The following is a 24,967-nucleotide window of genomic DNA, read 5'->3' as shown; positions in this document are numbered from 1 at the left end:
GAGGCTCCGGCGCGGAGCAACGGAGGGGGCTGAACGGCCGGGCGGAGGCGTCGGCGAGCGATCGGGGCGGCTCCGGCGATGAGTACGACGGGCCTCCGACGGAGGGCACGTCGAGCCGGCCCGATGGCGCCGGGCCCCGACCGGCCGATGCCGCACGCCGTGCGCTGCGGGCTGCTCGGGAGCGGCGGGAGGCTGAGCAAGGGGCCGCAGCCGGCGAGGAGTCGGCCGTGGGGGAGGGCGAGCGGCGGGTCGCCCGTCCCGGGGATGCCGCGCGGGCGGCGGTGCGGCCCACCCGGGACCGGGGCTCGGGCGGAGGCGGCGCGGGCTCGGGCGATGGCCCGGACAGGGAGGAGGACGGTCTCGACCTGGATCTCGCGCAGCGCGCCCGGGCGAGTCAGTCCCAGGCGGCGGGCGGTCGTGAAGGGCTGCCCTCCGGGGCCGCTCGCGCATCCGGCGCGGACGCACAACGATCGGACTCGCCTCTCGCCGGCGCCCGACGGCCGGGATCAGGACGCTCACACGTCGGCGGAGCCGGCCGCGGCACGGAGCAGCCGGGCACGAGAGCGGACGCTGCCCACGCCGACCCGTCCGACGACTCGACGGAACCCGGCACCGAGGCGCCCGCCCCGGCGTCCGGCCGCGCAGGGCCGCGACCGGGGGACGCCGCGCGCGAGGCTCTGCGTGCGGCGTTGAAGGAGCGGCGGCGGGCCGAGGCGGAGGAGGCCGGCAAGGAGGTTCGGCGCACGGACCGGCCCGGAGGTCGTCCGCCCGCGGCAACGACCGGTACCGGCTCCGGAACCGGGGCCAGGAGCCGCCGACGGGACACGAGCCGCGACGAGGCCCGGCAGCGCGGGGGCGAGCCGCTCCGTGGGTCGGGGACGGCGGCCGACCGGATGCGTGTCCGTGACGTCCAGAGCCTGCTCGCCGGCGCGTTCTTGATGCCGACTTCGGATGCCCCCGAGGGCGACGACGCCCCGGCGCAGGCCGATCCCTCCGATCAGCCGCGCCCCACCCCGAACACGAGCCGCGACGAGGCCCGGCAGCGCGGGGGCGAGCCGCTCCGTGGGTCGGGGACGGCGGCCGACCGGATGCGTGTCCGTGACGTCCAGAGCCTGCTCGCCGGCGCGTTCTTGATGCCGACTTCGGACATCCCCGAGGGTGAGGAAGCCCCGGTGCAGCCCGATCCGGCCGATCAGCCGCGCCCCGCTCCGACACCTGCGTCCTCCGAGCCCCCCGTTCCGTTCGACCGCCAACGGCAAGACCCGCCACCCCTCACCGAGAACGACCCCATCCCTTCCCCAACCCCTCCACCTCCTGACCCGTCCCCCCTCGTCCCTCGATCCATGGCCGCCCCCTCCCGGGACGGTGAACTCCGGCGTACCTTCCCGGCCTTCGGGCCCCGCCCGGCGGACGAGGCGGGGTTCGCCGAGAGTTGGTGGGGCAATGCCTGGGTGAGCGCGTTGGAGGAGGGGGCTCTCGATGCCAAGCGGCTTGCGCGGGGGCGGAGTTATGCGCAGGAAGGGCACGTCGACGCGATCACCGTGACGCCGGGACTGGTGCTGGCGTACGTGCGCGGCAGCCGTCCGCGGCCGTACCGCGTGCAGGTGCGGCTGCGGACCCTGGACGACGCCGACTGGGCACGGTTCCTGGACGCCGTCGCCGAGCGGCCGGGACACATCGCGGCGTTGCTGGACAAGGAGATGCCGCAGTCCCTGGCCGAGTGCGGGGTGCCGCTGCTGCCGGGACCGGGCGACCTGGACCCCCGTTGCAGCTGCCCCGACCGAGGCCACCCCTGCAAACACGCCGCGGCCCTCTGCTACCAGGCCGCACGCCTGCTGGACGCCGACCCCTTCGTACTGCTTCTGCTGCGCGGGCGCGGTGAACGGCAGTTGCTCGACGCGCTGTCCCGACTGAGCGCCGCCCGCGCGGCCCGGGCCGCACAGGAACAGCGACCGGCGCCCCTGGCGGGCGTACGGGCCACCGAAGCGCTGGACCCGGAGCGCCGACTCCCGCCCCTCCCGGCCCCCTTGCCCCTGCCCCCGCACCCCGAGCAACCGCCTGCCTACCCGGCGGCTCCGGGCGGCCCGGACCCCTTCGCGCTGGACCAGTTGGCGACCGACGCGGCGGCCCGCGCCCACGCCCTGCTCGGCACCGGCCGTGACCCGGTCGCCGAACTGACCCTGTGGCAGGACGCGGTACGGCTCGCCGCCGCCCGCCCGGGTTCCGGCCTCACCGCCGGCACCCGCGCCCTGTACTCCTCCCTGGCCTCCGCCACCGACCGCACCCCGGCCGACCTGGCGCGCGCGGTCGCGGCCTGGCGGCAGGGCGGTCTTGAAGGGCTCGCGGTCCTCGAAGAACCCTGGGACCCGCCGGCCGGCCGCTTCGACCGTGCCCGCCCGCTCCTGCTCGCCGCCGACCTCCCGGCCTTCCGCCCCTGGCACAACCGCCTCACCCACCCCCGCGGCCATGTCCAACTCCGCCTCGGCCGCGACGGCCTGTGGTACCCGTACGAGTCGGAACCGGGCCACGACGACTGGTGGCCACGGGGCACTCCCGACCTCGACCCCGTCGGCGCGCTCACCGGTCTCGACCCGGCCGGCGCCCTCGCCGACCTCGCGTTCCCGCCGCCGCAAGCTTGACCCGACCGTTCCCCACGCCGACGGCAGCCCTTTCACAGAAGCAACTACACTGCCGCGTTGTCGCTCGGGTGACATACAGCAACTGGCAAGAAACGAACGGCGGGAGAGGTCATGGCTACGGGGGGATGGGGTCCTGGACCCGGCTCGGGGCAACCGGGCGGCAACGGACCGGGAAACCAGGGCTGGGGCGGCGCTCCGTACGGACCGCCGCCACCGAATGCGGGCCCGTACCCGAATCCGAACCAGCCTCCCCACCCGAATCCGCATCCGTACCCCTACGGCCCGCAGCCCACGCCGCGCCCTGCCGCCCGGCGCCGCGGCTGCCTGTCGTTCGGCTCTCGCTTCGGGCTCATCGGCGCGATCCTGCGCTCGGCCCACCGCGTTGCCACCAGGCTCTTCGCGCAGGAGGGCGACGGCCGGATCCAGGACCGCACCGTGGACCGCGTCCAGGTGGTCCGCACGGTGCTCGGTGCCGCCGCCACCATCGCCCTGGTCCTCGCCTACAACGTGAACCCGGACCGCTGGGAGGACGCGGCGTGGCAAGGTGCCGCCCAGCTCATCGTCGCCCCGTTCGTGCTGATCATCGCCGCGCCCCTGGTCATTGTCGGATTCATCTACTACGCGCCCCCGCACCTGCGGCCCCACCTGCGCTCCCGGCTGCGCGCTCCGCTCAAGGCGGTCGGCTGGTACGTGCTGACGCTGGTCGTGATGGGCGGAATCCTCGTCCCGACGGCCCTGTTCGCCAACGCCGACGACGGGAAGAGCTGGTGGGAGTACGCACTGGCCGTCGCCTCGCTGATCGTGATCGTGTGGGGTTTTCCGTTCTTCTTCATGGCGTCGCTGTACTCGGCCCGCAGTGCCTTCAACAGCGCCCAGGTCCATCCGATGCTGCCGCCCGTCCTCACATTGACGCTGGTGTGGGTGTTCGCGGCCTTCAGCGTGATGGGCGACGGCATGCCTTCGGGCCCGCCCCTCGTCCAGTTCTGCGCCACGCTGGGTGGGCCGCTGTCGGTGACCGCCGTCTCGCTGTGGGAACTGCGGCGGATGAAGACCCGGTTCGGGGTCACCCTGCGGTCCTGAGCCGCATCCGGCCGACAGCCGGCGGTGAAGGTGGTGTGAGGGTTCGCCGGAGGTCCGCGGGAGTGAGGTGTAGGGAGGTGGGGCCTGTCGTCCGGAAGGCAAGAAAAGGCGGTTAGCGTGGAGCGGTGAGTGAGACGAAGACCCCCGCCCTCCAGTACCGCTTCGACGGCCCCGAAGACGCCCCCGTCCTCATCCTCGGCCCCTCGCTCGGTACCACCTGGCACATGTGGGACCGGCAGGTTCCCGAACTGACCCAGCAGTGGCGTGTCTTCCGGTTCGACCTGCCGGGACACGGCGGCGCACCCGCCTACCCGGCGGGCTCGGTCACCGAGCTCGCCGAACGACTGCTCGCCACCCTCGACGGCCTCGGCGTGCAGCGCTTCGGCTACGCCGGCTGCGCGCTCGGCGGCGCACTCGGTATCGAACTCGCCCTGCGCCACCCCGAGCGCATCGCCTCGCTCGCGCTGATCGCCGCCTCGCCGCGCTTCGGCACGGCGGACGAGTTCCGCCAGCGCGGCGTGATCGTGCGCACCAACGGCCTCGACCCCATCGCCCGCAGTTCGCCGGACCGTTGGTTCACCAACGGCTTCGCCGCCGCCCAGCCCGCCATCACCGAGTGGGCCGTGCAGATGGTGCGCACCACCGACCCCGGCTGCTACATCGCCGCGTGCGAGGCCCTGGCCTCCTTCGACGTACGGGCGCAGCTCGCGGGCGTCGCCGTGCCCACGCTCGTCCTCGTCGGCTCGGACGACCAGGTCACCGGCCCCGCCGAGGCCCGCACCCTGGTCGCCGGCATCCCGGACGCGCGGCTCGCCGTGGTCCCCGGCGCCTCCCACCTCGTCCCGGTCGAGCAGCCCGCCGCCGTCACCGACCTGCTGGTCCGGCACTTCTCCACCGCCTGGCAGCCCGCCTACGACTCCACGACCGGCCAGATGGCCATCGTCGCCGCCCCCGTGAAGCCGGTCCTGGCGCCGGTGCCGTCGCAGCCCGCGCCCATCGCCGAGATCGCCCCGGCCGTCGTACCGCAGCAGACGACGGGCCGGGCGGATCCTTACGACGCGGGGATCAAGGTCCGTCGCGAGGTGCTCGGCGACGCGCACGTGGACCGGGCGCTGGCGCAGGCCGACGACTTCTCGGGGGACTTCCAGGAGCTCATCACCCGGTACGCGTGGGGCGAGATCTGGGGCAGACCCGGCCTCGACCGGCGTGCCCGCAGCTGTGTCACCCTCACCGCCCTGGTCGCGGGCGGCCACCTGGACGAACTCGCCTTCCACACCCGTGCCGCCCTGCGCAACGGCCTCACCCCGGACGAGATCAAGGAAGTGCTGCTCCAGGCGGCCGTCTACTGCGGCGTACCGGCGGCCAACAGTGCGTTCAAGGTCGCCCAGAAGGTCATAAGGGAAGAGACCACCCCCCAGGAGTGAGCCCGGGGCGGGCGTCCCGGACCGGTGCGCGCCAGGATGGACCCATGAAGCTCACGAAGAAGTCGCACTCCTGCGTCCGCCTGGAGAAGGACGGACAGACGCTCGTTCTCGACCCCGGCGGGTTCAGCGAGGAGGACGCCGCGGTCGGCGCGGACGCCATCCTCGTCACCCACGAGCACCCCGACCACTTCGACGAGGCGCGGCTGCGGGCGGCCATGGAGGCCGACCCGGCCGCGGAGATCTGGACGCTGAAGTCCGTCGCCGCGCAGATCTCGGCGGCGTTCCCGGGCCGTGTGCACACCGTCGGCCACGGCGACACCTTCACCGCCGCCGGTTTCGACGTCCAGGTCCACGGCGAGCTGCACGCCGTCATCCACCCGGACATCCCGCGCGTCACCAACGTCGGCTACCTCGTCGACGGCGGCCGCGTCTTCCACCCCGGCGACGCCCTCACCGTGCCGGACCACCCGGTCGAGACGCTGATGCTCCCGGTGATGGCGCCGTGGAACAAGATCGCGGAGGTCATCGACTACGTCCGCGAGGTCAAGCCGCAGCGCGCCTACGACATCCACGACGCCCTCCTCACCGACCTGGCCCGCCCGATCTACGACCGCCAGATCGGCGGCCTGGGCGGCGCGGAGCATCTGCGCCTGACGCCGGGGGCCTCCGCGGAGCTGTGACCGGTCCCACCCCGGGCGGGGCCGGGTTGTCAGTCCCGCCCGGTAGGTTGTGAGACATGCGCATCGCGACCTGGAACGTGAACTCGATCACCGCACGCCTGCCGAGGCTCCTGGCCTGGCTGGAGAGCAGCGGCACCGACGTGCTCTGCCTTCAGGAGGCCAAGGTCGCCGAGGACCAGTTCCCGATCGACCCCCTGCGCGACCTCGGCTACGAGGCGGCGGTCAACGCCACCGGCCGGTGGAACGGCGTGGCGGTGCTCTCCCGCGTCGGCCTCAAGGACGTCGTCAAGGGCCTGCCGGGCGACCCCGGCTACGACGGCGTGCAGGAGCCCCGGGCCATCTCCGCGACCTGCGGCCCGGTCCGCGTCTGGTCGGTGTACGTACCGAACGGCCGTGAGGTGGACCACCCCCACTACGCCTACAAGCTCCAGTGGTTCGAGGCCCTGAAGGCGGCCGTCGCCGGCGACGCAGGCGGCAGCCGCCCGTTCGCGGTGCTGGGCGACTACAACGTGGCGCCGACCGATGACGACGTCTACGACCTCGCCGCCTTCGAGGGCCTCACCCATGTCACCCCCGCCGAGCGCGCCGCCCTCGCCGCCCTGCGCGAGTCCGGCCTGTCCGACGTGGTCCCCCGCCCCCTGAAGTACGACCACCCGTTCACGTACTGGGACTACCGCCAGCTCTGCTTCCCCAAGAACCGCGGCATGCGCATCGACCTGGTCTACGGCAACGAGCCGTTCGCCAAGGCGGTCACCGACTCGTACGTGGACCGGGAGGAGCGCAAGGGCAAGGGCGCCTCGGACCACGCACCGGTGGTCGTGGACCTGGACGTCTAGGCGCCGGCCGGCACCAGCGCCCGCAGGTCCACCGACCCGGCCAGCGCGGCGAGCCCCGCATCCCCGGGATGCAGATGGTCTCCGCTGTCGTACGCGGGGAGCATCCGGGAAGGCCGCGCCGGGTCCCGGACGACGGCGTCGAAGTCGAGGACGCCGTCGAACAGACCGGCACCCCGGATCCACGCGTTGACGACAGAGCGCTCCGCGTCGACGGCGGCCGTGCAGCGTGCCTCGCCCTCGCAGGGCAGAAGTGTCGCCGCCAGCATCCGCAGCCCGCGCGCATGCCCCCGGTCCGCGATCTCGCGCAGCCCGGCGATCACCTGCTCCGCGGTCGTGCCCGCGCGCACATCGTTGATGCCCTCGAACACCACCGCCGTACGCGCCGCGGTCTGGGCCACGACATCCCGGTCGAACCGGTACAGCGCGCTCACCCCGGCCGTGTCGGTGGAGACCCCGTCCCCCGGGTAGCGGTCGGACACCACACGGTTGCCGGAGATCCCCTGGTTGAGCACGCCGTAGCGCGGGACCGCACTCTGCTTCAGCAGCCGAGTGGCCAGAACATTGGGCCACCGCCGGTTCGCGTCCATGGTGGACTTGTCGCCGTCGGTGATCGAGTCCCCCAGCAGCACCACGGACCCCGGCCCACCGCTCACGTCGACGCCGGTCAGCAGCGGCCAGCTGGTCAGCACGGTCGGATAGGCGGAGGCGGCGAGGTCCGCCGTGTGGTCGCCCGGCTCGCTCACGTACGACCGCTGTTGCGCGAGCCGGTGCACGGGCGCGGCCGGCACGGTGCCCGGCAGATGGAAGCTCACCAGCAGGTTGGCGTCCGCGGGCACGGCGAACCCGAGCGGATCGCTGTAGGCCTGCGCCCCCGCCGGGATCCGCACACTCGCCGCACCCGCGAACGACACCCGGACCGGCGCCGCCTTGGCCGCCGCGCCAGACTGCTGCACCGCCACGCTCGCACGGCCGATCCGCACCGGCCCCGCCGCGAACGTGTTGTCGAACCGCAGCCGCACCCGAGGACCGCCCACCGAGGTGTGCACCACCAGGCGCAATGTCCGGTCGGTCCACGGCCCCACGGTCGGATAGCCGCCCGTCGCCGTGGCCCAACTCCCCGTCCAGCCCGGGGCCGGGGTCCGCACCGACACTGCGAACACATGCAGTCCTGACGCCCGCGGCAGCACCACGGAGGCGACCTGACGCCCCGCCACGAGCGGCACGGTCACGACGTACAGCCGGGCCCGCTCGGCGAGTTGGCCGCCGGGCGTGTTGATGTGCGGCAGCGCGACCGCCTTGGTGGCGAGTGGGCCGGTGCGCCAGTCGGAAGCGGTCAGTCGGTAGCCGGACCGGGTGCCGTCGGCGTAGAGCACGGTCCCCGTGGCGCCGACGTCGATGCCCGCGGTGCCCGCCACCAGGAAGGCGAGCGCGTCGCCGTGGCCGAGCACCCGCACGTCCTGCCCGGCGGCGAGGACGTTGTCCGGCTCGCCAGGCTGCCGGTCGGGCCAGGTCAGCCGGGCGCCCTGCACGGTCAGCGCGCGGCCCGGCGTCCATCCGGCGGCCGCGAGGTCCTGCGCCGACAGAGAGGCGCCCGCCCCGTCGAAGTTCGCCGCGGCGGGCCGGGCGTCGTCACTGACGGCCGTGTTGTCGAAGAGCCGCTCCAGCGGGAGCGGCACGGCTCTGCGTTCGGGGGCCGCGTGTGCGGAGACACCCGGCACCAGGGCGGCGAAGAGGGCAAGGACGACCGCGGAAATCCAGACACATCGGCGCACGGCCGACTCCTCCCGTTCACGACCGCTCAGGACTACGTATGACTGCGCATGACAAGTTCGGGCAGGACACTCAGCAGAGACGTACTGGCGAGACGCAAGACGCACGGAGAAGTTAGAGAGGCACCCGTGACCCGTCAACGAGCCATGCCACAAGTCGGCGTGAACTCGACCGGAATCGGCGGCCAGCGCGCCTGTGGTGCGTTCGGCCGTGCGAATGACACGCTGTGCGTATGAAGATCCCTTTTCTTGGTCATCGGCCCGAGAAGCGCGGGGCTCCCGACCCCGAGGGCATCGCCGAGCTGCTCGCCGAGTGCGAACTCCTGCGCGCCCACGCGTCCCGGGCGGGGATCCAACTCGATGACACCGTGGCCTCGTTGGAGGGCCTGGATCAGCTGCTGCCGCGCTGGCGGGACGACGAGGAGATTCTGCCCTGGCTGGGCAACGACGCCGGGCTGTACCTCGGCACGGTCATCGTGCGTACCGTGCCGGGAGCCGCCTGGGAGATCTGGCCGGACGGCCAGCCGGTCGTCCGGCTCGCGTCCGGCCGGGAGTTCGACGTCGTGAGCTCGGGGCGGGAGTGGGCCGTGAGCGGCGTGCCCGAGCTGTCGCAGCTGTACGCGGAGGTCGCGGAGGCGTAAGGCCCCGCCTGCGGGGGCGTGACATAAGCGCCAAGTAAATACGGCTTATGTCCGAAAAGTGCGTGTCGTCCAATAAGTCAGCTCTTGTCCCGATAGTTTGCGGCCATCGCTGCACAGCTGAACGGGACTGGGGGTAGGCATGCCCGGCGATCCACCGATCGTGCCGCGTGACGTCGCCAACCATGTGGGGGATCTGTCGCTTCGTGGTCCCTGAACCCTTCCGGCCCCGCCGGGTCCGACCTCGACTACGATGTTTCGTCCGTCCCCAAGGCCGTGGCGGTGGCCCGCCCACGACCAGGGACGCTGCTGCCGGGTGGGGATCCCCCCACGGCCCCTGGGGACAGGGGCAGCAGGGGGCAGCAGTCACAGAGCCATACCCGTCCGGCGCCGGCCGGAGATCACTGTTCGCGCAGTGGAATCGACACGTACGACGGGTCGTTCGCCGGCGAGGAGAAGGTCAGCCGCGCGCCGGACGGGTTGTGCTCGATGTAGAGCGGGTCGACGGTGTCGACGACCAACGCGAGGCGGTGCCCTGCCGGGACGTCATAGGCCGTGGAGTACAACTCCAGGTCGAGGCCGAACGGCTGTCCGGGTGTCCGTCCGTGGAAGGTGTACGGCGCATTGCTGACCAGCTTGCCGAGGCCGAGCGGGCCCACGTCGTACAGATAGGCGACGAGGGTGCCGCTCTCCTTGGTCGGGGTGACGGTGGTGTGCAACTTCGAGGTGCCGCGCACGCGTTGGGCCGACGCGTACTTCTCCGACTGCCATACGGCCGCCCAGCGGCGGGGCAGCAGCGGGATCGAGGCCATCGGGGGCACCTGGGCCACCTGGTCGAGGATGCTGGAGAGGAAGACGACCCCGCCATTGGCTCCCGAGTCGATGTTCGCGCGGATCGTCGTCGAGCCGGCCAGGGAGATCTTCCTGTCCGTCGCGCTGACCGACTTCCAGTCCGGGTAACCCTCGTAGGTGCCGCCGGTCCGGGACTTGAGCTGGACCGGCTGCTCGCGGTTGATGCCGTTGTCCTCGCCCTTGAGGTAGTGGTCGAACCAGCGCTCGGTGTCCGTCCACACGTCGTTGGGCAGACCGAAGAGCCCGGTCAGCTCGGCGGTGGCGTGGTCGCCGGGGCGGAACTCCAGCCGCTTCGGGCCGGTGAGCTTCTCGTAGAAGTCCGCGTACTGGTTGGGCGGAAAGATCGTGTCGCCCCAGGCGTTGGCCATCATGACCGCGGCGCCACTGTCGTTGAGTTGGTCCACGTATGTGGCGACCGAACGTTTCTTCCCCCAGTTGATGATGTCCTGTTCCTTGGACAGGTTGGAGGCGTAGAAGTCGTTGAAGATCTGCCGGAGTTCGGCGCTCTGGCGGCCGGTGATCAGGCCCGCGCCGTCGAGCAGCGCGGCGGCCTGGACGCTTTGGGTGCGGCCCGAGTAGATCGAGCCGATGAGGTCGGCCCAGCCGCTGAGGGCGGCGACCGCCCGGACCCGTTTGTCGTGCGCGGCGGCCAACAGGCTGATGCCGGCGCCGTACGAGACGCCCGCCATGCCGATCTGCTCCGCGTCGGCCGGGGTGTTGGCGAGCGCCCAGTCGATGACCTTGGACGCGTCGGATATGTCGGGCGGGCCGGCCACTTCTATCTCGCCGCCGGACTGCCAGAAGCCGCGTACGTTGTAACTGACCACGACATAGCCCGAGTTCGCGAGCTTCTGGGCCTGTGCCAAGTACTCGACCTGGGGCAGGCCCCAGCTCGTGGGCATGACGAGCAGCGGGTAGCGGCGTGTGCCGTCGGCGCCGGCCGGCGTGACGACGTTCGCCTTGAGGGTTGTGCCGCCGTAGCCGCCGATGTCGACGAAACGGACGCTGTTCGGGGCCGCTTGGGCCGCGGGGGCGAGTCCGAGGGCGCTACCGGCGACCAGAGTCGCGGAGACGGCGCCCACGGCGGTCGTACGCAGGGCCTTGCGATGGGTTCCCACGGGTCACTCCTCACTCGTGTCAGTGCAAAGTGACCCGACGGTAACCGTGGCCCCTTACCGCAAGTAACCCGTCGGTAAGTTACGTGCCAGTAACGATATATGGAATGTGGCGGACCTCAGGAGGCACGGTGGCTATTGCGGGGAGCCGCGGGTGTCGGCAAGGGGGTCTGCGCGGCTCGTGTGACATCGGCGACCAGCTCCACCACGTCCGGGCCGTACGCCTGCGAGTTGACCACCTTCAGCAGCAGGGCGAAGGAGCCGGTGCCGTGCTTGCGCGTCAACCGCTCGTGGTTGCGGGCGAGATAGCGCGTGGCCGCCTGGTTGGTGATGGCGGTCTGGCCGCAGAACAGGAAGACGGGCCGCGGGCCCTGACTCTCACCGACGGTGAGCCGGGCCAGGAGCGCGTACTCCTCCTTGCCGACCTCCACCCGGTAGCGCTCGGAGCCGATCTGGAACGCCCCCCGGTCCGGGCCGGGTTCGGAGTCCACATTCACCTGCACACCCGGCAGGAGCGAGGCCAGATGCGCCGCCATGCGCCGGTTCGACGCCGGGCCGCCCACGCAGAACTCGGTGCGCTCGCCGAAGCCCTGGCGGGCCGCGTCGTGCGGGATGATCTGGGCGTGGGCGTTGCAGTCCTTGATCAGGGCGGCCAGTTCGAGAAGCGCGAACACGTCATAACGCATCACCGACAGCTCGGGCCCGCCGGCCCCGCGGTTGACCACCAGCAAGGACTCGGCGTTGTCGGGCAGCCCGAAGAAGGCCTGCTTGCGGCGCAGCTTGCGCTTCCACAGATAGGTGCGGGCGAGCCAGCCGAACGCGGCACTGATACCGGCCGCGACCACACCCAGGACGATGTTGCGTACGTCGTCATTCATGGGCGCGCATGGTAGCGGGCGAACGCAAACCCACGTTCGAGGAAAGCCGGCCGAGGGCTGGCTGACGCGGGCATGTCGATCGCATAGGCTGCGCGAACGGTCCCTGACTGGAGGTGCGCATGCGTCACCCTGTCGCGCGGAAACTGTCGGTCCTGGCGATCTCGGTCGCCGTGGTGTCGGTGGGCGCGGCCGCGCCACCGGGCGCCGGGAGTCCGCAAACCGGCAAGGTCCCCGTGGCCGTCGGCTACGGCGGCGCCGTCTCCAGCGTCGACGCGGACGCCTCCGCGGCCGGCATCGAGGTCCTGCGCAAGGGCGGCAACGCCGTCGACGCAGCCGTCGCCACGGCCGCCGCGCTCGGCGTCACCGAGCCCTACTCCGCCGGCGTCGGCGGGGGCGGCTACTTCGTCTACTACGACGCCCGATCCCGTACCGTGCGCACCATCGACGGCCGGGAGACCGCGCCGCTGAGCGCCGACTCGGGCCTGTTCACGGAGAACGGCACCGCGATCCCGTTCGCCGAGGCCGTCAGCAGCGGCCTCAGCGTCGGCACCCCCGGCACGCCCGCCACCTGGCAGAAGGCGCTCGACCAGTGGGGGAGCAAGAGCCTCGGGTCGGTGCTGAAGCCCGCCGAGCGCCTTGCCCGCGACGGCTTCACCGTGGACGAGACCTTCCGCTCGCAGACCGCCGCCAACGAGACCCGCTTCCGCTACTTCCCGGACACCGCGAAGCTGTTCCTGCCGAACGGCGCGCTGCCCGTCGTCGGATCCACCTTCAAGAACCCCGACCTCGCCCGCACCTACGCGGAGCTGGCGCGCAAGGGCGTCGGCGCGCTCTACCGGGGCGACATCGCCGAGGACATCGTCGACACGGTCGACGACCCGCCCGTGGACCCGGCCTCCGGCTGGAACGCCCGCCGCGGCGACCTGACCGCGAAGGACCTGGCCGCCTACCGGGTCAAGTCGCAGGCGCCCACCAAGACCACCTACCGCGGTCTCGGCGTCTACTCCATGGCGCCCTCCTCCTCCGGCGGCACGACCGTCGGCGAGGCCCTCAACATCCTGGAGAACACGGACCTGTCGAAGGCGAGCGAGGTCCAATACCTGCACCGCTACATCGAGGCAAGCCGCATCTCCTTCGCCGACCGCGGGCGCTGGGTCGGCGACCCCGCCTTCGAGGACGTACCGACCAAGGAACTGCTGTCGCAGCGCTACGCCGACTCGCGGGCGTGCCTGATCAAGGACGACGCCGTGCTGACGAGCCCGGTGGCACCGGGCGACCCGCGTGACCCGGCCGCCTGCGACGCGCGCGGCACCGCCGCCCCCACCACCTACGAGGGCGACAGCACTACCCATCTCACCGTGGCCGACAAGTGGGGCAACGTCGTCTCGTACACCCTCACCATCGAGCAGACCGGCGGCAGCGGCATCACCGTCCCGGGCCGGGGCTTCCTGCTCAACAACGAGCTGACGGACTTCTCCTTCACCCCGGCCAGTCCGGCCGTCCACGACCCGAACCTGCCCGGTCCGGGCAAGCGACCGCGCTCGTCCATGTCGCCGACGATCGTCCTCGACCGGCACAACAAGCCTGTCGTGGCGCTCGGTTCACCCGGCGGAGCCACCATCATCACCACCGTGCTGCAGACCCTGACCGGGTTCCTCGACCGGGGTCTGCCGCTCGTGGACGCGATCGCCGCGCCGCGCGCAAGCCAGCGCAACCAGGCGACGACCGAACTCGAACCCGGCCTGTACGACAGCCCGCTCAGGGGCCGGCTGGAGGCCATCGGGCACGGCTTCCGGCTCAACCCGGAGATCGGCGCGACCACCGGCGTGCAGCGGCTGCCGGACGGCAAGTGGCTCGCCGCCGCCGAGAAGGTACGGCGGGGCGGTGGCTCGGCGATGGTGGTGCGGCCGGCGCCGTAGCGCCTCAGAGCTCGGGGGCGGGCGGCAGGTCTTCCGTGCGGAAGGCCAGCTGCCCGTCCGCCACATCCACCGTGACCCGGCCGCCCTCGCCGATCCGGCCGTCCAGGAGCAGCCGCGACAGCTGGTTGTCGACCTCCTTCTGGATGGTGCGGCGCAGCGGCCGGGCGCCGTACTCCGGCTGGTAGCCGCGCTCGGAGAGCCAGTCGACGGCCGCCCCCGTGAACTCGACCGCGACGCCCTGGGCGTGCAGCAGCCGGCGGGTCTTGTCCAGCAGCAGGTTGGTGATCCGCTGCAGCTGCTCGGGGGTCAGCCGGCGGAAGACGACGATCTCGTCGATGCGGTTGAGGAACTCGGGCCGGAACTGCTGGCGCAGCGGCCGCAGGATCCGCTCGTTGCGCGCCTCCTCGTCGGCCGCCTCGTCGCCCGAGCCGAACCCGATCCCGGCGCCGCCCCGGCCGATCGCCTCCGAGCCGAGGTTGCTGGTCATCACGATGACCGCGTTGGTGAAGTCCACCGTGCGGCCCTGGGAGTCGGTCAGCCGGCCGTCGTCCAGCACCTGGAGCAGGATGTTGAAGACGTCCGGGTGGGCCTTCTCGATCTCGTCGAGCAGCAGCAGCGAGTACGGGTGCCGCCGCACCACCTCGGTGAGCTGGCCGGCCTCCTCGTGGCCGACGTAGCCGGGAGGGGCGCCGATCAGCCGGCTCACAGTGTGCCGTTCCTGGTACTCGCTCATGTCCAGGCGGACCATGCGCTCCTCGCTGCCGAACAGCGACTCGGCCAGCGCCCGCGCCAGTTCGGTCTTGCCGACGCCGGTCGGGCCGAGGAAGAGGAAACTGCCGATCGGCCGGTCGGGGCTCGCCAGTCCGGCCCGTGAGCGCAGCACCGCGTCGGAGACGACGCGCACCGCCTCGTCCTGTCCGACGACCCGCTCGTGCAGATGGTCCTCCAGGCCCAGCAGCCGGTCCTTCTCCTCCTCGGTGAGGCTGCTCACCGGGATGCCGGTCTGCCGGGACACGACCTCCGCGATGGCCTCGGCGGTGACCTCCAGGTCGATGCCCTCGTCGACCTCCTCGTCGCCGGAGACGTCCGCGATGCGCTTCTTCAACTCGACGATACGGTCGCGCAGTTGGGTCGCCTGCTCATAGCTCTCGTCGGCGACGGCCTGGTCCTTGTCCCTGGTCAGCTGCTCGACCTCGCGCTCCATGGCCCGTACGTCCGTGCCCTTGGTCCGCGAGCGCAGCCGTACCCGGGCGCCCGCCTGGTCGATCAGGTCGATGGCCTTGTCGGGCAGCCGACGATCGGTGAGATACCGGTCGGAGAGTTCTACGGCCGCGACGAGCGCCTCGTCGCTGTAGCGGACCTGGTGGTGGGCCTCGTAGCGGTCGCGCAGACCGCGCAGGATCTCGATGGCGTCGGCGGGGGTCGGCTCGGGGACCAGGATCGGCTGGAAGCGCCGGGAGAGCGCCGCGTCCTTCTCGATCCGCCGGTACTCCTCCAGCGTGGTCGCGCCGACGACATGCAGTTCGCCACGGGCCAGCGCCGGCTTGAGGATGTTCCCGGCGTCCATGGACCCGCCCTCGCCGCCGCCTCCGGCGCCCACGACGGTGTGCAACTCGTCGATGAAGACGATCAGTCGGTCGGAGTTCGCGCGGATCTCGTCCACGATGTTGGTGAGCCGCTCCTCGAAGTCACCCCGGAAGCGGGTGCCCGCGACCACTCCCGTCAGGTCCAGCGCGATCACCCGGCGGCCACTGAGCACATCGGGCACGTCGCCGTCGGCGATCCGCTGCGCCAGGCCCTCCACGATCGCCGTCTTGCCCACGCCCGCGTCGCCGATCAGCACCGGGTTGTTCTTGCCGCGCCGGGAGAGCACCTCGACGGTCTGCTCGATCTCCTCGTCCCGGCCGATCACCGGGTCGATACGGCCCTGGCGGGCGAGGTCGGTGAGGTCGCGGCCGTACTTGTCGAGGGTGGGCGTACCGGTGTCGACGCGTGGCCGCTGGTCGACACCGGGGCGCGGCTGCGTCGCGTCCGGTGCCTCGGGCGGCATGCCGGAGGGGGCGAACCGGGCCGCGTTCAGGATGTGACCCGCCGCCGAGTCGGGGTTCGCGGCGAGGGCGCTGAGCACATGCTCCGGGCCGATGTAACCGGCTCCGCGCGCCCGGGCCAGGTCGTGCGCGTCCAGGAGGGCGCGCTTCGCGGCGGGGGTCAGGGACAGCGAGGTCGGCGGCGGGCCCTCGCCCGGCGGGTGCTGGCTGGGGCCCGAGCGCTCGTCGATCTCCGTCGCCAGCGAGTCGGGATCGGCGCCCGCCCGGCTGAGCAGGCTCCGGGTCGGTTCGGCGGACAGCGCGGCGCGCAGCAGATGCTGGGTGTCCAGGTCCCGGCTGCCGTGCTCGGCGGCGTACTGCGCGGCGCCGCGCACCAGCTCCCGGGCCGGCTGACTGAGCAGCCGGCCGATGTCGATCTGGCGGGGGCCGGGGCGCGGTCCGCCGAAGAAGCGGGCGAGGAACTCTCCGAAGGGGTCGTAGCCCTCCGGACCACCATTGAAGCCGCTGGTCATGGCGTTCCCATCCGGCGTCCCTGCGCGGGCAGGGTCGCCCTCGCTGATCGACGTGCCGGAGTCGGGTAACCCGGGCGGAAGCCGGTTACACCTGGCCGCGTTCGTAGAACACCTTCGCACGAACGATGGCCGGGGGCACCTTCAGGGAACGCAGGCGGCGAGGAGGCCCGCGAGCGGGCTCAGCGCGCCGTCAGGATTCGCGGTCCCGCGTCCGTGATGGCCACCGTGTGCTCCGCGTGGGCCGCGCGGGAGCCGTCGTTGGTGCACAGGGTCCAGCCGTCCGGGGCCGCGTGGTAGCCGTCCCGGCCGCTCGCGATGAGCATCGGCTCGATGGCCAGCACCATGCCGTGCCGCAGCGGCATGCCCCGGCCCGGGCGGCCCTCGTTCGGCACGCCCGGGTCCTCGTGCATCTTGCGGCCGATGCCGTGACCGCCGAACCCGTCCGGGACGCCGTACCCGGCCGACCGGCACACCGAGCCGACGGCGTGGGCGATGTCGCCGATGCGGTTGCCGACCACGGCCGCCTCGATGCCCGCCGCCAGCGCCCGCTCCGCCGTCTCGATCAGCCGTACGTCTTGCGGGCGGGCCCGGCCCACCGTGAAGCTGATCGCCGAGTCGCCCGCCCAGCCGCCCAGTTCGGCGCCGCAGTCGATGGAGACCAGATCGCCGTCGCGCAGGCGGTAGCCGGTCGGGATGCCGTGCACGATCGCGTCGTTCACCGAGGCACAGATGACGGCGGGGAAGGGGGTAGGGGCGAAGGAGGGACGGTAGCCGAGGAAGGGCGAGGTCGCCCCCGCCGCACGCAGCACCTCACGTGCCACCTCGTCCAGCTCCAGCAGGGAAACTCCCACGTCAGCGGCCTTCCGCACGGCCGTCAGGGCCTGGCCCACGACCTGTCCGGTCACGTACATCTCGTCGATCGACTGGTCCGTCTTCAGTTCCACCATGCCAATTACTATACCGGTATTTGAATAGGGGCCGGTGATCGGGTGGCCGCCGGGGGCGGTATTAGAATGGGCGCCATGGTGCGCACCCCTCTCACCCCCGAAGAGCGTGAACGCGGCGAGCGGCTCGGGCTGCTGCTCCGCGAGGCCCGCGGCGGCCGCAGCATGACGGAGGTCGCGGCGAACGCCGGAATCTCCGCCGAGACGCTGCGCAAGATCGAGACCGGCCGGGCGCCGACACCGGCCTTCTTCACGGTGGCCGCACTGGCCGCGGCCCTCGGGCTGTCGATGGACGAACTGATCGGACAGTGCGCGCCTGTGGTCGAGGCCGCGGCCTGAGCGGGTGTGCACGTCACGTTCCGACAGGACCGGCGTACTCTGCGTTCAGTCGGAAAACTCCCCGTAGCACGCCCGTAACACTGCTGGTGTTGCCTAACGGACCGGAGTGCTCCGGTCTGGCGGGAGTTGGGCAATGTCAGTGGATCAACTCCCGGCTCGGGTACGGGAGTTCGTTAACTACCTGGACGGCCTCACGGCGCGCCTCGACCAGGGCGGCGGCTGGTGCGGGGTGTTCTGGCAACGTGACCCGGAGGGCATGCGGGCCTGCCTCGACGGCCGCGAGGTGCCGCCCTGGGACGTGGTGGAGTCCCTGCTGCACGACCTCGCCGCCCAGTACGGCCCCGGCGGCGCCGGCCCCGAGACGGAGCGCGCCCGCGCCCTGCACACCGCCGCACTCGCCGTGTACGACGCCCGTCCCGGCGGGCGCGACGCCCTCGGGGACCGCCTCGACGTCATGCTCCGCGAACAGCGCTACGCCGCCGAACGGGAGGCGGAACTGGGCCGGTTGCTGGCCTCCGCCACCAGCCGTGAGCAGGCCGACGCCATCCGCCTCGACCTCGCCTGGGCCCGCGACGACCACGAACGCGCGAGCGCGCGCTGCGCCGAACTCCGCTTCCGGATGGCCGACTTGGAACGGCGGAGCGCGGCCGGGCGGGGGCTGCCGACGGGGCGGGACCGAAGGGAGGGGCCCGTCTTCCGGGTGGACGGAGGCAGCGGCAGGGCGGGGGCCGGGGGGTTCGGTCGCGAGGACCTCGGCGGCGACGGGTTCGGTCGCGAGGACCTTGGGAGTCACGGGTTCGGTCGCGAGGACCTTGGGAGTCACGGGTTCGGTCGCGAGGACCCTGGGGATGGTGGGTTCGGCGAGGGCCATGTCGGAGGCGGCGGGTTCGACGGGCACCGTTTCCGGGCCGGCCGGCCAGGTGACGAAGGGCTCTCGAGCGGCGCTTCCGCCGGCGACGCGGGGGAGTGGCACGCGCGTGCCGGGGCGGCCGAAGGGCCCGGCCCCGGTCAGGAACGGCCCGTGGCTCCATACACCGGAGAAGACGTCGCCGGAGTGCCCCGTCGGCCCGCCACACGGGACGCCCCCGCGCCGACCGGCGTTACGGGCACAGCTCCGGCGGCGGCCGGTGCTCCCTTCGGGCCGACCGGCGTTACGGGCGCAGCTCCGGCTCCCGCGTCCGGCTATGCGGACGAGGCCCCGGCGGCTGGTGCTCCTTTCGCGCAGACCGGCCTTGCGGGCGCGGCCCCGGTTCCGGCATCCGGCGCCGCGCCGTCCGGCTATGCGGACGAGGCCCCGGCGGCGGGGGGTCCCTTCGCGCAGACCGGCGTTGCGGGCGTAGCCCCGGCTCCGGCGTCCGGCGCCGTGCCGTCCGGGTTTAGGGGCGCAGCTCCGGCGGCGGGCGGTGGTCCCTTCGGACCGGCCGGCGTTGCGGGCGCGGCCCCGGCTCCGGCGTCCGGCGCCGCGCCGACCGGCTTTACCGGCGCAGCCCCGGCTCCCGCGTCCGGCGACACCAGCACAGCTCCTGCCGCGCAGGCCAGCGACACCCCTCCCGTCCCCAAGCAGCGCAAACGTCGCCGGGGCGGGGCCCGTTTCGCTGGGATGGTCGAGGAGGAGGACGCCCCCGTCGTCGTACCGCCGACCGCCGAACCCGTCCTGCCCACACTGCCCGCTCAGCCCGCCGTCACCGCCCGCCGCACCCCGCGCGGGGCCCGGTTCGCCGGGGCCGCCGCCGAGGACGTGGCCGGGACACCGGTGGAGCCGCAGGAGCAGGGGGCAGGACCGGTGGACCGGCGGGAGGTCGCCGGGATCGTCCGGGCGCTGCTGCGGCTGCGCGGTGAGGGGCGCAGCGGCGAGGCGCATGTGCTGCTCGTCGAGGCCGCGCACTGGCCCGCCGTACGCCTCCCGCTGCTCGCCGCCGAGATGCAGCGCGCCGGGCTCGGGGCGGACTGGGCGACCCTGCTGTGGGAGGCCGCCTCGCTGCCGGCCGAGCGGCTCGTGGCCGCCGCCGACACGCTGACCGCCGCGGGCCGTACCGAGGACGGCGAGCAGATCCTGCGGCAGGGCGTGCTGCGGCCCGCGCCCGAGATCGGGCAGGCCGTGCTGGGCCTGGCCGGAGCCGGACGCCGCCGCGAGGTCCGCGCGCTCCTCGACGCCTACGTCCGCGTGCGCACCCCGGAGGAGGCCGCCCGCAGCGTCGAGACGGACCCGGGCGCGCTCGTACCGCTCCTGCTGGAAGCCGCCCAAGGTGTCTCCGAGGAACGTCAGTGGGACCTCGTCCACGCCCTGCGGGTCGCGGGCTTCACCGCCTGACCGGAGCCCGCACCACCGGGCACACCCCTCCCACCGGCCCCATCCATCACCCACAGGAGGGTGAAACCTGATCGACTCAGCGGGTTAACGACGATGGTCTTGGCAAGGCTGTCCCAGGGGCTTACTTTCGAGCCTCTACGGCCCCCCTCTACGGGCGTAGAGGCTCTGACGTCCCGTCGAAGGAGCAGCTCATGGCCAACGTCGTACGCGCCGCTCTGGTCCAGGCCACCTGGACCGGCGACACCGAGTCCATGGTGGCGAAACACGAGGAGCACGCCCGCGAGGCGGCCCGGCAGGGCGCGAAGATTATCGGCTTCCAGGAAGTCTTCAACGCCCCGTACTTCTGTCAGGTCCAGGACCCCGAGCACTACAGCTGGGCCGAGCCGGTCCCCGACGGGCCCACCACGCGCCGTATGCAGGAGCTGGCCCGCGAGACGGGCATGGTGATCGTCGTGCCCGTCTTCGAGGTCGAGCAGTCCGGCTTCTACTACAACACCGCCGCCGTCATCGACTCCGACGGCACCTTCCTCGGCAAGTACCGCAAGCACCACATCCCGCAGGTCAAGGGCTTCTGGGAGAAGTACTACTTCAAGCCAGGAAACGTCGGCTGGCCCGTCTTCGAGACATCCGTCGGCAAGGTCGGCGTCTACATCTGCTACGACCGCCACTTCCCGGAGGGCTGGCGCCAACTCGGCCTCAACGGCGCCCAGTTGGTCTACAACCCGTCCGCCACCTCGCGTGGCCTCTCGGCCTACCTGTGGCAGCTGGAGCAGCCCGCCGCGGCCGTCGCCAACGAGTACTTCGTCGCCGCGATCAACCGGGTGGGGCAAGAGCCGTACGGCGACAACGACTTCTACGGGACGAGCTATTTCGTCGATCCGCGTGGGCAGGTTGTCGGGGAGATCGCCAGCGACAAGAGCGAGGAGCTCGTCGTGCGCGACCTCGACTTCGACCTGATCGACGAGGTGCGGCAGCAGTGGGCGTTCTACCGCGACCGCCGCCCCGACGCCTACGAAGGGCTGGTGCAGCCGTGACCAAGGACCTGCTGGGACGCCACCGTGCCGTCATGCCGGACTGGCTCGCCCTGTACTACGAGGAGCCGCTGGAGATCACCCACGGCGAGGGCCGCCACGTCTGGGACGCCGAGGGCAACCGCTACCTCGACTTCTTCGGCGGCATCCTCACCACGATGACCGCGCACGCACTGCCCGAGGTCACCAAGGCGGTGAGCGAGCAGGCCGGGCGGATCGTCCACTCCTCGACCCTGTACCTCAACCGGCCCATGGTCGAACTCGCCGAACGCATCGCCCACTTGAGCGGCATCCCGGACGCCCGTGTCTTCTTCACCACCTCCGGCACCGAGGCCAACGACACCGCGCTGCTGCTCGCGACGACCTACAAGCAGAGCAACTCGATCCTCGCGATGCGCAACAGCTACCACGGCCGCTCCTTCAGCGCCGTAGGCATCACCGGCAACCGCGGCTGGTCACCGACCTCGCTGTCGCCGCTGCAGACGCTGTACGTCCACGGCGGGGTGCGGACGCGGGGTCCCTACGCCCACCTCTCCGACGACGAGTTCATCGCCGCCTGCGTCGAGGATCTGCGGGACCTCCTCGGGCACACCCGCCCACCCGCCGCCCTCATCGCCGAACCCGTCCAGGGCGTCGGCGGCTTCACCTCGGGCCCCGACGGGCTCTACGCCGCCTTCCGCGAAGTGCTCGCCGAGCGCGGCATCCTGTGGATCGCCGACGAGGTGCAGACCGGCTGGGGCCGCACCGGCGAGCACTTCTGGGGCTGGCAGGCACACGCCCGCTCCGGCCCGCCGGACATGCTCACCTTCGCCAAGGGCATCGGCAACGGCATGTCCATCGGCGGGGTCGTCGCCCGCGCCGAGATCATGAACTGCCTCGACTCCAACAGCATCTCGACCTTCGGCGGCACCCAGATCACCATGGCGGCCGGCCTCGCCAACCTCTCCTACCTGCTGGAGCACGACCTCCAGGGCAACGCCCGGCGGGTCGGCGGGCTGCTCCTGGAGCGGCTGCGGGCCGTCGCCGCCCAGGTGCCGCACGTGCGGGAAGTGCGCGGCCGCGGCCTGATGCTGGGCATCGAGCTCACCCGGCCCGGCACCGACGAGGCCGATCCCGGCGCCGCGTCCGCCGTGCTGGAGGCGGCCCGCGAGGGCGGACTGCTCATCGGCAAGGGCGGCGGCCACAACACCACGTCCCTGCGGATCGCCCCGCCCCTGTCCCTCACCGTCGCGGAGGCAGAGGAGGGCGCCGCGATCCTGGAGGGCGCTCTGAGAAGCCTCTAGCAGGACCCACCCGAGCGCATCAGTAAGGGAACACCGCCATGACCACCACCCCGGAGCCCCTGGAACCCGCACTCTCCGTCCGGCAGGTCCTCACCCTGGAGCGGGTGCTGGCCGGGGAGCCCGAGGTGGTGGCCGGCGCCGGTCAGCTCGACCGGCCGGTGCGCTGGGTGCATGTCGCCGAGGCCCCGGACGTCGGGGTGATGCTCACCGGCGGCGAGATGGTGCTCACCACCGGTGTGCTGCTCGCCGGGGACGAGGACAAGCAGGCCGAGTACATCCGCTCCCTGCACCGGGCCGAGGCATCGGCCGTCGTGCTCGGCCTCGGCCGGGCGTTCCCCGCCCCGCCGGAGGTGATGCGCCGGGCGGCCGAGCGGTGCGGGCTGCCCATGGTGGTGCTGCACCGGCCGTTCCCCTTCGCCGAGCTGACCGAAGAGGTCCAGTGCCGGCTCGTGCGGCGCAAGTTCGCCGCCGTCAGCCTCTCGGAGTCCGTACGGACCGCGCTCACCGCGCTCATCACCGCCGGCGCCCCGTTGCAGAGCCTGCTCGACGAGGTCGCCTCGCACAGCGCCTGCCCCGTCGTCGTCACCAACCTCGCCCATCGCGTCCTCGCCACGGCGGGGGAGCGGTCCGCCGTGGACGACGTACTGCGGGACTGGGAGCGCATCGCCCGGCAGGCATGGGGGCACCACCCAGGCCGTTCAGGCACTGGGGGAGGCAGCGAGGGCGACGGCTGGATCCGCGCCGAACTCGGCGGACGCGGGGAGCGCTGGGGGCAGATCATGCTGTGCGGGCACCGCGGCGACACCGCCACCGGACGTCTTCTCGCCGACCGCGCCGCCGAAGCCCTCGTCCTGCACCGCATGCTCGGCGGGAACTCCGCGCACACCTGGGAGGAGCAGTCCGCACAGAGCCTGCTGACCGACCTCGTCAGCGGGGTCGTCCCCGCGCGGCAGCTGCTGCCGCGGGCGCGGGCGGCCGGGCTGCCCGTCAACCGGCGGACGTTCGTCCCGCTGGTCGTGCGGGACGTCGAAGCCGGCCAACTCGACCGTGTCCTGCGGATGGTGGGGCTGTCCGGGCTCGTCGCCGAACTGGCCGACGGGGCCGTGGCGGTGCTGCTGAGCCTTGCCCGGGACCAGGACGCCTCGGTGCTGACGGCGAACTTCGCGGCCCGGGTGCACTCGGAGGCCGCCCGGACCGTGGTGGCCGCCGCCGACCCCCGGATCGCCTGGGACGAGGTGCCCACCGGGCTGCGCGAGGCCCAGCACGTCGCCGACGCCGCCGACTCCTCCGCCGCCCGGGACCTTCCGGCCGTCGTCCGGCTCAGGGACGTCCATCTGCGCGGCCTGGTCCGACTGTTGCGTGACGATCCGCATGTGCAGTCCTTCGCGGAGCGGGAGTTGGACGGACTGCTGTGTGTGGCCGACGACGACATGCTGTCCGTGCTGCGGACGTATCTCGCGACCGGCCGCAACAAGTCCCGCACCGCCCAGCTCCACCATGTCTCGCGGCCCGCGCTCTACCGCCGCCTTGAGGCGATACAGACGCGGCTCGGCGTCGACCTCGACGACTTCGAACAGGCCGCGTCCGTGCACATCGCACTCCTCGCGCACGACGCGCAACAGCGCTGAAACCTGCCACGACCTGGGAAAACGGCGGTGAAACATGGGATCAAGAGAAGGTGACACCGTGACACGCCGCGCGCCCGCAGACGTGACACCGTGCAACTCAAACCGCTGCTTCGGACTTCCTAGCCTTCTCGCACACCGAGCGACCGGAGGTCCCGATGAGCCGAGTGATTCGTGCCGCCCTCTTCCAGACAGCCTGGACCGGCGACAAGGAATCGATGATCCAGGTGCACGAGCAGGCGGCCCGCGACGCGGCCGCGCAAGGTGCTCAAGTGCTCTGCTTCCAGGAGCTGTTCTACGGGCCCTACTTCTGCCAGGTCCAGGACAAGGCCTTCTACGAGTACGCCGAGCAGATCCCCGAAGGGCCGACCGTCCGCCGCTTCCAGGCACTCGCCAAGGAACTCGGCATCGTCCTGGTCCTGCCGATGTACGAGGAGGAGCAGCCGGGCGTCCTGTACAACACCGCCGCCGTGATCGACGCGGACGGCTCGTACCTCGGCAAGTACCGCAAGACCCACATCCCCCAGGTCCAGGGATTCTGGGAGAAGTTCTACTTCCGCCCGGGGAACAGCGGCTGGCCGGTCTTCGAGACCGCCGTAGGGAAGATCGGCGTCTACATCTGCTACGACCGCCACTTCCCGGAGGGCTGGCGCGCACTGGGCCTCGCAGGTGCCGAAATCGTCTTCAACCCCTCGGCCACCTCGCGCGGCCTCTCCCGCTATCTCTGGCAGCTGGAGCAGCCGGCGGCGGCCGTGGCCAACGAGTACTTCGTGGGCGCGATCAACCGCGTCGGCGTGGAGGACCTCGGGGACAACGACTTCTACGGCACCACGTACTTCGTGGACCCGGAGGCCCAGTTCGTCGGCGAGGTGGCGAGCGACAAGGAAACCGAACTCGTCGTACGCGACCTGGACCTGGCGAAGCTCCGCGAGGTCCGAGACCGCTGGCAGTTCTACAGGGACCGCGCCCCGGGGACGTACGGCCCGCTGACGGCACCGTAAGACGCCGGCAGCGCAGCCAACTCAGGGGCGCGGGGAACTGCGC

Annotated in this window: 18 protein-coding genes; 13 read left to right on the top strand and 5 right to left on the bottom strand. The window is 72.1% G+C overall.

The genetic code is table 11. From position 1 onward, the window contains the following. Positions 1-893: 893 nt before the first annotated feature. From ACFPQ9_RS05200 to ACFPQ9_RS05180, 5 genes are all read left to right on the top strand, one after another. Positions 894-2,639 (top strand): SWIM zinc finger family protein, encoded by a 1,746-nt coding sequence (locus ACFPQ9_RS05200; RefSeq protein ID WP_417803269.1) that lies wholly within the window; start codon positions 894-896, stop codon positions 2,637-2,639. Positions 2,640-2,750: 111 nt separating this feature from the next. After that, a complete protein-coding gene (locus tag ACFPQ9_RS05195; protein WP_380847201.1) occupies positions 2,751-3,719 on the top strand; it encodes a hypothetical protein in 969 nt (322 codons plus the stop codon). Between the two features lie 125 nt (positions 3,720-3,844). After that, the gene (gene pcaDC, locus ACFPQ9_RS05190) at positions 3,845-5,143 is read left to right on the top strand and encodes a bifunctional 3-oxoadipate enol-lactonase/4-carboxymuconolactone decarboxylase PcaDC (protein WP_380847198.1); all 1,299 of its coding nucleotides are present in this window, start codon (positions 3,845-3,847) and stop codon (positions 5,141-5,143) included. 44 nt (positions 5,144-5,187) lie between these two features. Further along, positions 5,188-5,823, top strand: coding sequence for an MBL fold metallo-hydrolase (locus ACFPQ9_RS05185; protein ID WP_380847196.1), 636 nt, complete (start codon positions 5,188-5,190; stop codon positions 5,821-5,823). Between the two features lie 56 nt (positions 5,824-5,879). After that, positions 5,880-6,659, top strand: coding sequence for an exodeoxyribonuclease III (locus ACFPQ9_RS05180; protein WP_380847193.1), 780 nt, complete (start codon positions 5,880-5,882; stop codon positions 6,657-6,659). Here ACFPQ9_RS05180 and ACFPQ9_RS05175 read toward each other — a convergent pair. Continuing rightward, the gene (locus tag ACFPQ9_RS05175; protein ID WP_380847190.1) at positions 6,656-8,431 is read right to left on the bottom strand and encodes an SGNH/GDSL hydrolase family protein; all 1,776 of its coding nucleotides are present in this window, start codon (positions 8,429-8,431) and stop codon (positions 6,656-6,658) included. The two genes, ACFPQ9_RS05180 and ACFPQ9_RS05175, sit on opposite strands and share 4 nt — an antisense overlap. A gap of 230 nt (positions 8,432-8,661) precedes the next feature. Between ACFPQ9_RS05175 and ACFPQ9_RS05170 the strand changes: the two genes are divergently transcribed. Then, on the top strand, positions 8,662-9,069 hold the full coding sequence (locus tag ACFPQ9_RS05170) for a DUF6278 family protein (protein ID WP_380847187.1): 408 nt from the start codon (positions 8,662-8,664) through the stop codon (positions 9,067-9,069). A 398-nt stretch (positions 9,070-9,467) separates the two neighbouring features. On the opposite strand, the gene ACFPQ9_RS05165 is transcribed toward ACFPQ9_RS05170, so the two are convergent. Then, positions 9,468-11,036 carry a CocE/NonD family hydrolase gene (locus tag ACFPQ9_RS05165; RefSeq protein ID WP_380847184.1) on the bottom strand — a complete coding sequence of 523 codons (1,569 nt, stop codon included), beginning with the start codon at positions 11,034-11,036 and terminating at the stop codon, positions 9,468-9,470. A 116-nt stretch (positions 11,037-11,152) separates the two neighbouring features. Next, a complete protein-coding gene (locus ACFPQ9_RS05160; protein WP_380847181.1) occupies positions 11,153-11,911 on the bottom strand; it encodes a hypothetical protein in 759 nt (252 codons plus the stop codon). 119 nt (positions 11,912-12,030) lie between these two features. Here ACFPQ9_RS05160 and ggt point away from each other — a divergent pair, with 119 nt between their 5' ends. Then, entirely contained in the window at positions 12,031-13,830 is a 1,800-nt protein-coding gene (gene ggt / locus ACFPQ9_RS05155) for a gamma-glutamyltransferase (protein WP_380847178.1), read from the top strand. A 4-nt stretch (positions 13,831-13,834) separates the two neighbouring features. Here the strand turns inward: ggt and ACFPQ9_RS05150 are convergent, their stop codons facing one another. After that, on the bottom strand, positions 13,835-16,390 hold the full coding sequence (locus ACFPQ9_RS05150) for an ATP-dependent Clp protease ATP-binding subunit (protein ID WP_380847175.1): 2,556 nt from the start codon (positions 16,388-16,390) through the stop codon (positions 13,835-13,837). A 179-nt stretch (positions 16,391-16,569) separates the two neighbouring features. Next, positions 16,570-17,337: a type I methionyl aminopeptidase gene (gene map, locus ACFPQ9_RS05145; RefSeq protein ID WP_380847172.1), complete on the bottom strand. Its 768-nt coding sequence runs from the start codon at positions 17,335-17,337 to the stop codon at positions 16,570-16,572. A gap of 75 nt (positions 17,338-17,412) precedes the next feature. On the opposite strand from map, the gene ACFPQ9_RS05140 reads away from it, so the two are divergent. The 6 genes from ACFPQ9_RS05140 (at position 17,413) to ACFPQ9_RS05115 (ending at position 24,924) form a co-directional block, all read left to right on the top strand. Further along, positions 17,413-17,673: a helix-turn-helix domain-containing protein gene (locus tag ACFPQ9_RS05140; RefSeq protein ID WP_380847169.1), complete on the top strand. Its 261-nt coding sequence runs from the start codon at positions 17,413-17,415 to the stop codon at positions 17,671-17,673. A gap of 133 nt (positions 17,674-17,806) precedes the next feature. Next, positions 17,807-19,984 (top strand): hypothetical protein, encoded by a 2,178-nt coding sequence (locus ACFPQ9_RS05135; RefSeq protein WP_380847166.1) that lies wholly within the window; start codon positions 17,807-17,809, stop codon positions 19,982-19,984. Between the two features lie 191 nt (positions 19,985-20,175). After that, positions 20,176-21,018: a nitrilase-related carbon-nitrogen hydrolase gene (locus tag ACFPQ9_RS05130; protein WP_380847163.1), complete on the top strand. Its 843-nt coding sequence runs from the start codon at positions 20,176-20,178 to the stop codon at positions 21,016-21,018. After that, on the top strand, positions 21,015-22,298 hold the full coding sequence (locus ACFPQ9_RS05125) for an aspartate aminotransferase family protein (protein WP_380847160.1): 1,284 nt from the start codon (positions 21,015-21,017) through the stop codon (positions 22,296-22,298). Before ACFPQ9_RS05130 ends, ACFPQ9_RS05125 begins: the two co-directional genes overlap by 4 nt. A gap of 38 nt (positions 22,299-22,336) precedes the next feature. Then, positions 22,337-23,926: a PucR family transcriptional regulator gene (locus ACFPQ9_RS05120; protein ID WP_380847158.1), complete on the top strand. Its 1,590-nt coding sequence runs from the start codon at positions 22,337-22,339 to the stop codon at positions 23,924-23,926. A 155-nt stretch (positions 23,927-24,081) separates the two neighbouring features. After that, on the top strand, positions 24,082-24,924 hold the full coding sequence (locus ACFPQ9_RS05115) for a nitrilase-related carbon-nitrogen hydrolase (RefSeq protein WP_107907928.1): 843 nt from the start codon (positions 24,082-24,084) through the stop codon (positions 24,922-24,924). The last annotated feature ends 43 nt before the right edge of the window (positions 24,925-24,967 follow it).

It is taken from the genome of Streptomyces coerulescens, from assembly GCF_042657965.1.
Taxonomy (GTDB): Bacteria; Actinomycetota; Actinomycetes; order Streptomycetales; family Streptomycetaceae; genus Streptomyces; species Streptomyces coerulescens.
Note: the sequence above shows the minus strand (reverse complement) of the source record. Positions and strands in the feature narration are given on the sequence as shown.

Coding starts and splice junctions, on each gene's coding strand:
- ACFPQ9_RS05200 (WP_417803269.1), top strand. CDS start 894: ATGCGTGTCCGTGACGTCCAGAGCCTGCTCGCCGGCGCGTTCTTGATG.
- ACFPQ9_RS05195 (WP_380847201.1), top strand. CDS start 2,751: ATGGCTACGGGGGGATGGGGTCCTGGACCCGGCTCGGGGCAACCGGGC.
- ACFPQ9_RS05185 (WP_380847196.1), top strand. CDS start 5,188: ATGAAGCTCACGAAGAAGTCGCACTCCTGCGTCCGCCTGGAGAAGGAC.
- ACFPQ9_RS05180 (WP_380847193.1), top strand. CDS start 5,880: ATGCGCATCGCGACCTGGAACGTGAACTCGATCACCGCACGCCTGCCG.
- ACFPQ9_RS05170 (WP_380847187.1), top strand. CDS start 8,662: ATGAAGATCCCTTTTCTTGGTCATCGGCCCGAGAAGCGCGGGGCTCCC.
- ACFPQ9_RS05160 (WP_380847181.1), bottom strand. CDS start 11,911: ATGAATGACGACGTACGCAACATCGTCCTGGGTGTGGTCGCGGCCGGT.
- ggt (WP_380847178.1), top strand. CDS start 12,031: ATGCGTCACCCTGTCGCGCGGAAACTGTCGGTCCTGGCGATCTCGGTC.
- ACFPQ9_RS05150 (WP_380847175.1), bottom strand. CDS start 16,390: ATGACCAGCGGCTTCAATGGTGGTCCGGAGGGCTACGACCCCTTCGGA.
- map (WP_380847172.1), bottom strand. CDS start 17,337: ATGGTGGAACTGAAGACGGACCAGTCGATCGACGAGATGTACGTGACC.
- ACFPQ9_RS05140 (WP_380847169.1), top strand. CDS start 17,413: ATGGTGCGCACCCCTCTCACCCCCGAAGAGCGTGAACGCGGCGAGCGG.
- ACFPQ9_RS05135 (WP_380847166.1), top strand. CDS start 17,807: ATGTCAGTGGATCAACTCCCGGCTCGGGTACGGGAGTTCGTTAACTAC.
- ACFPQ9_RS05130 (WP_380847163.1), top strand. CDS start 20,176: ATGGCCAACGTCGTACGCGCCGCTCTGGTCCAGGCCACCTGGACCGGC.
- ACFPQ9_RS05120 (WP_380847158.1), top strand. CDS start 22,337: ATGACCACCACCCCGGAGCCCCTGGAACCCGCACTCTCCGTCCGGCAG.
- ACFPQ9_RS05115 (WP_107907928.1), top strand. CDS start 24,082: ATGAGCCGAGTGATTCGTGCCGCCCTCTTCCAGACAGCCTGGACCGGC.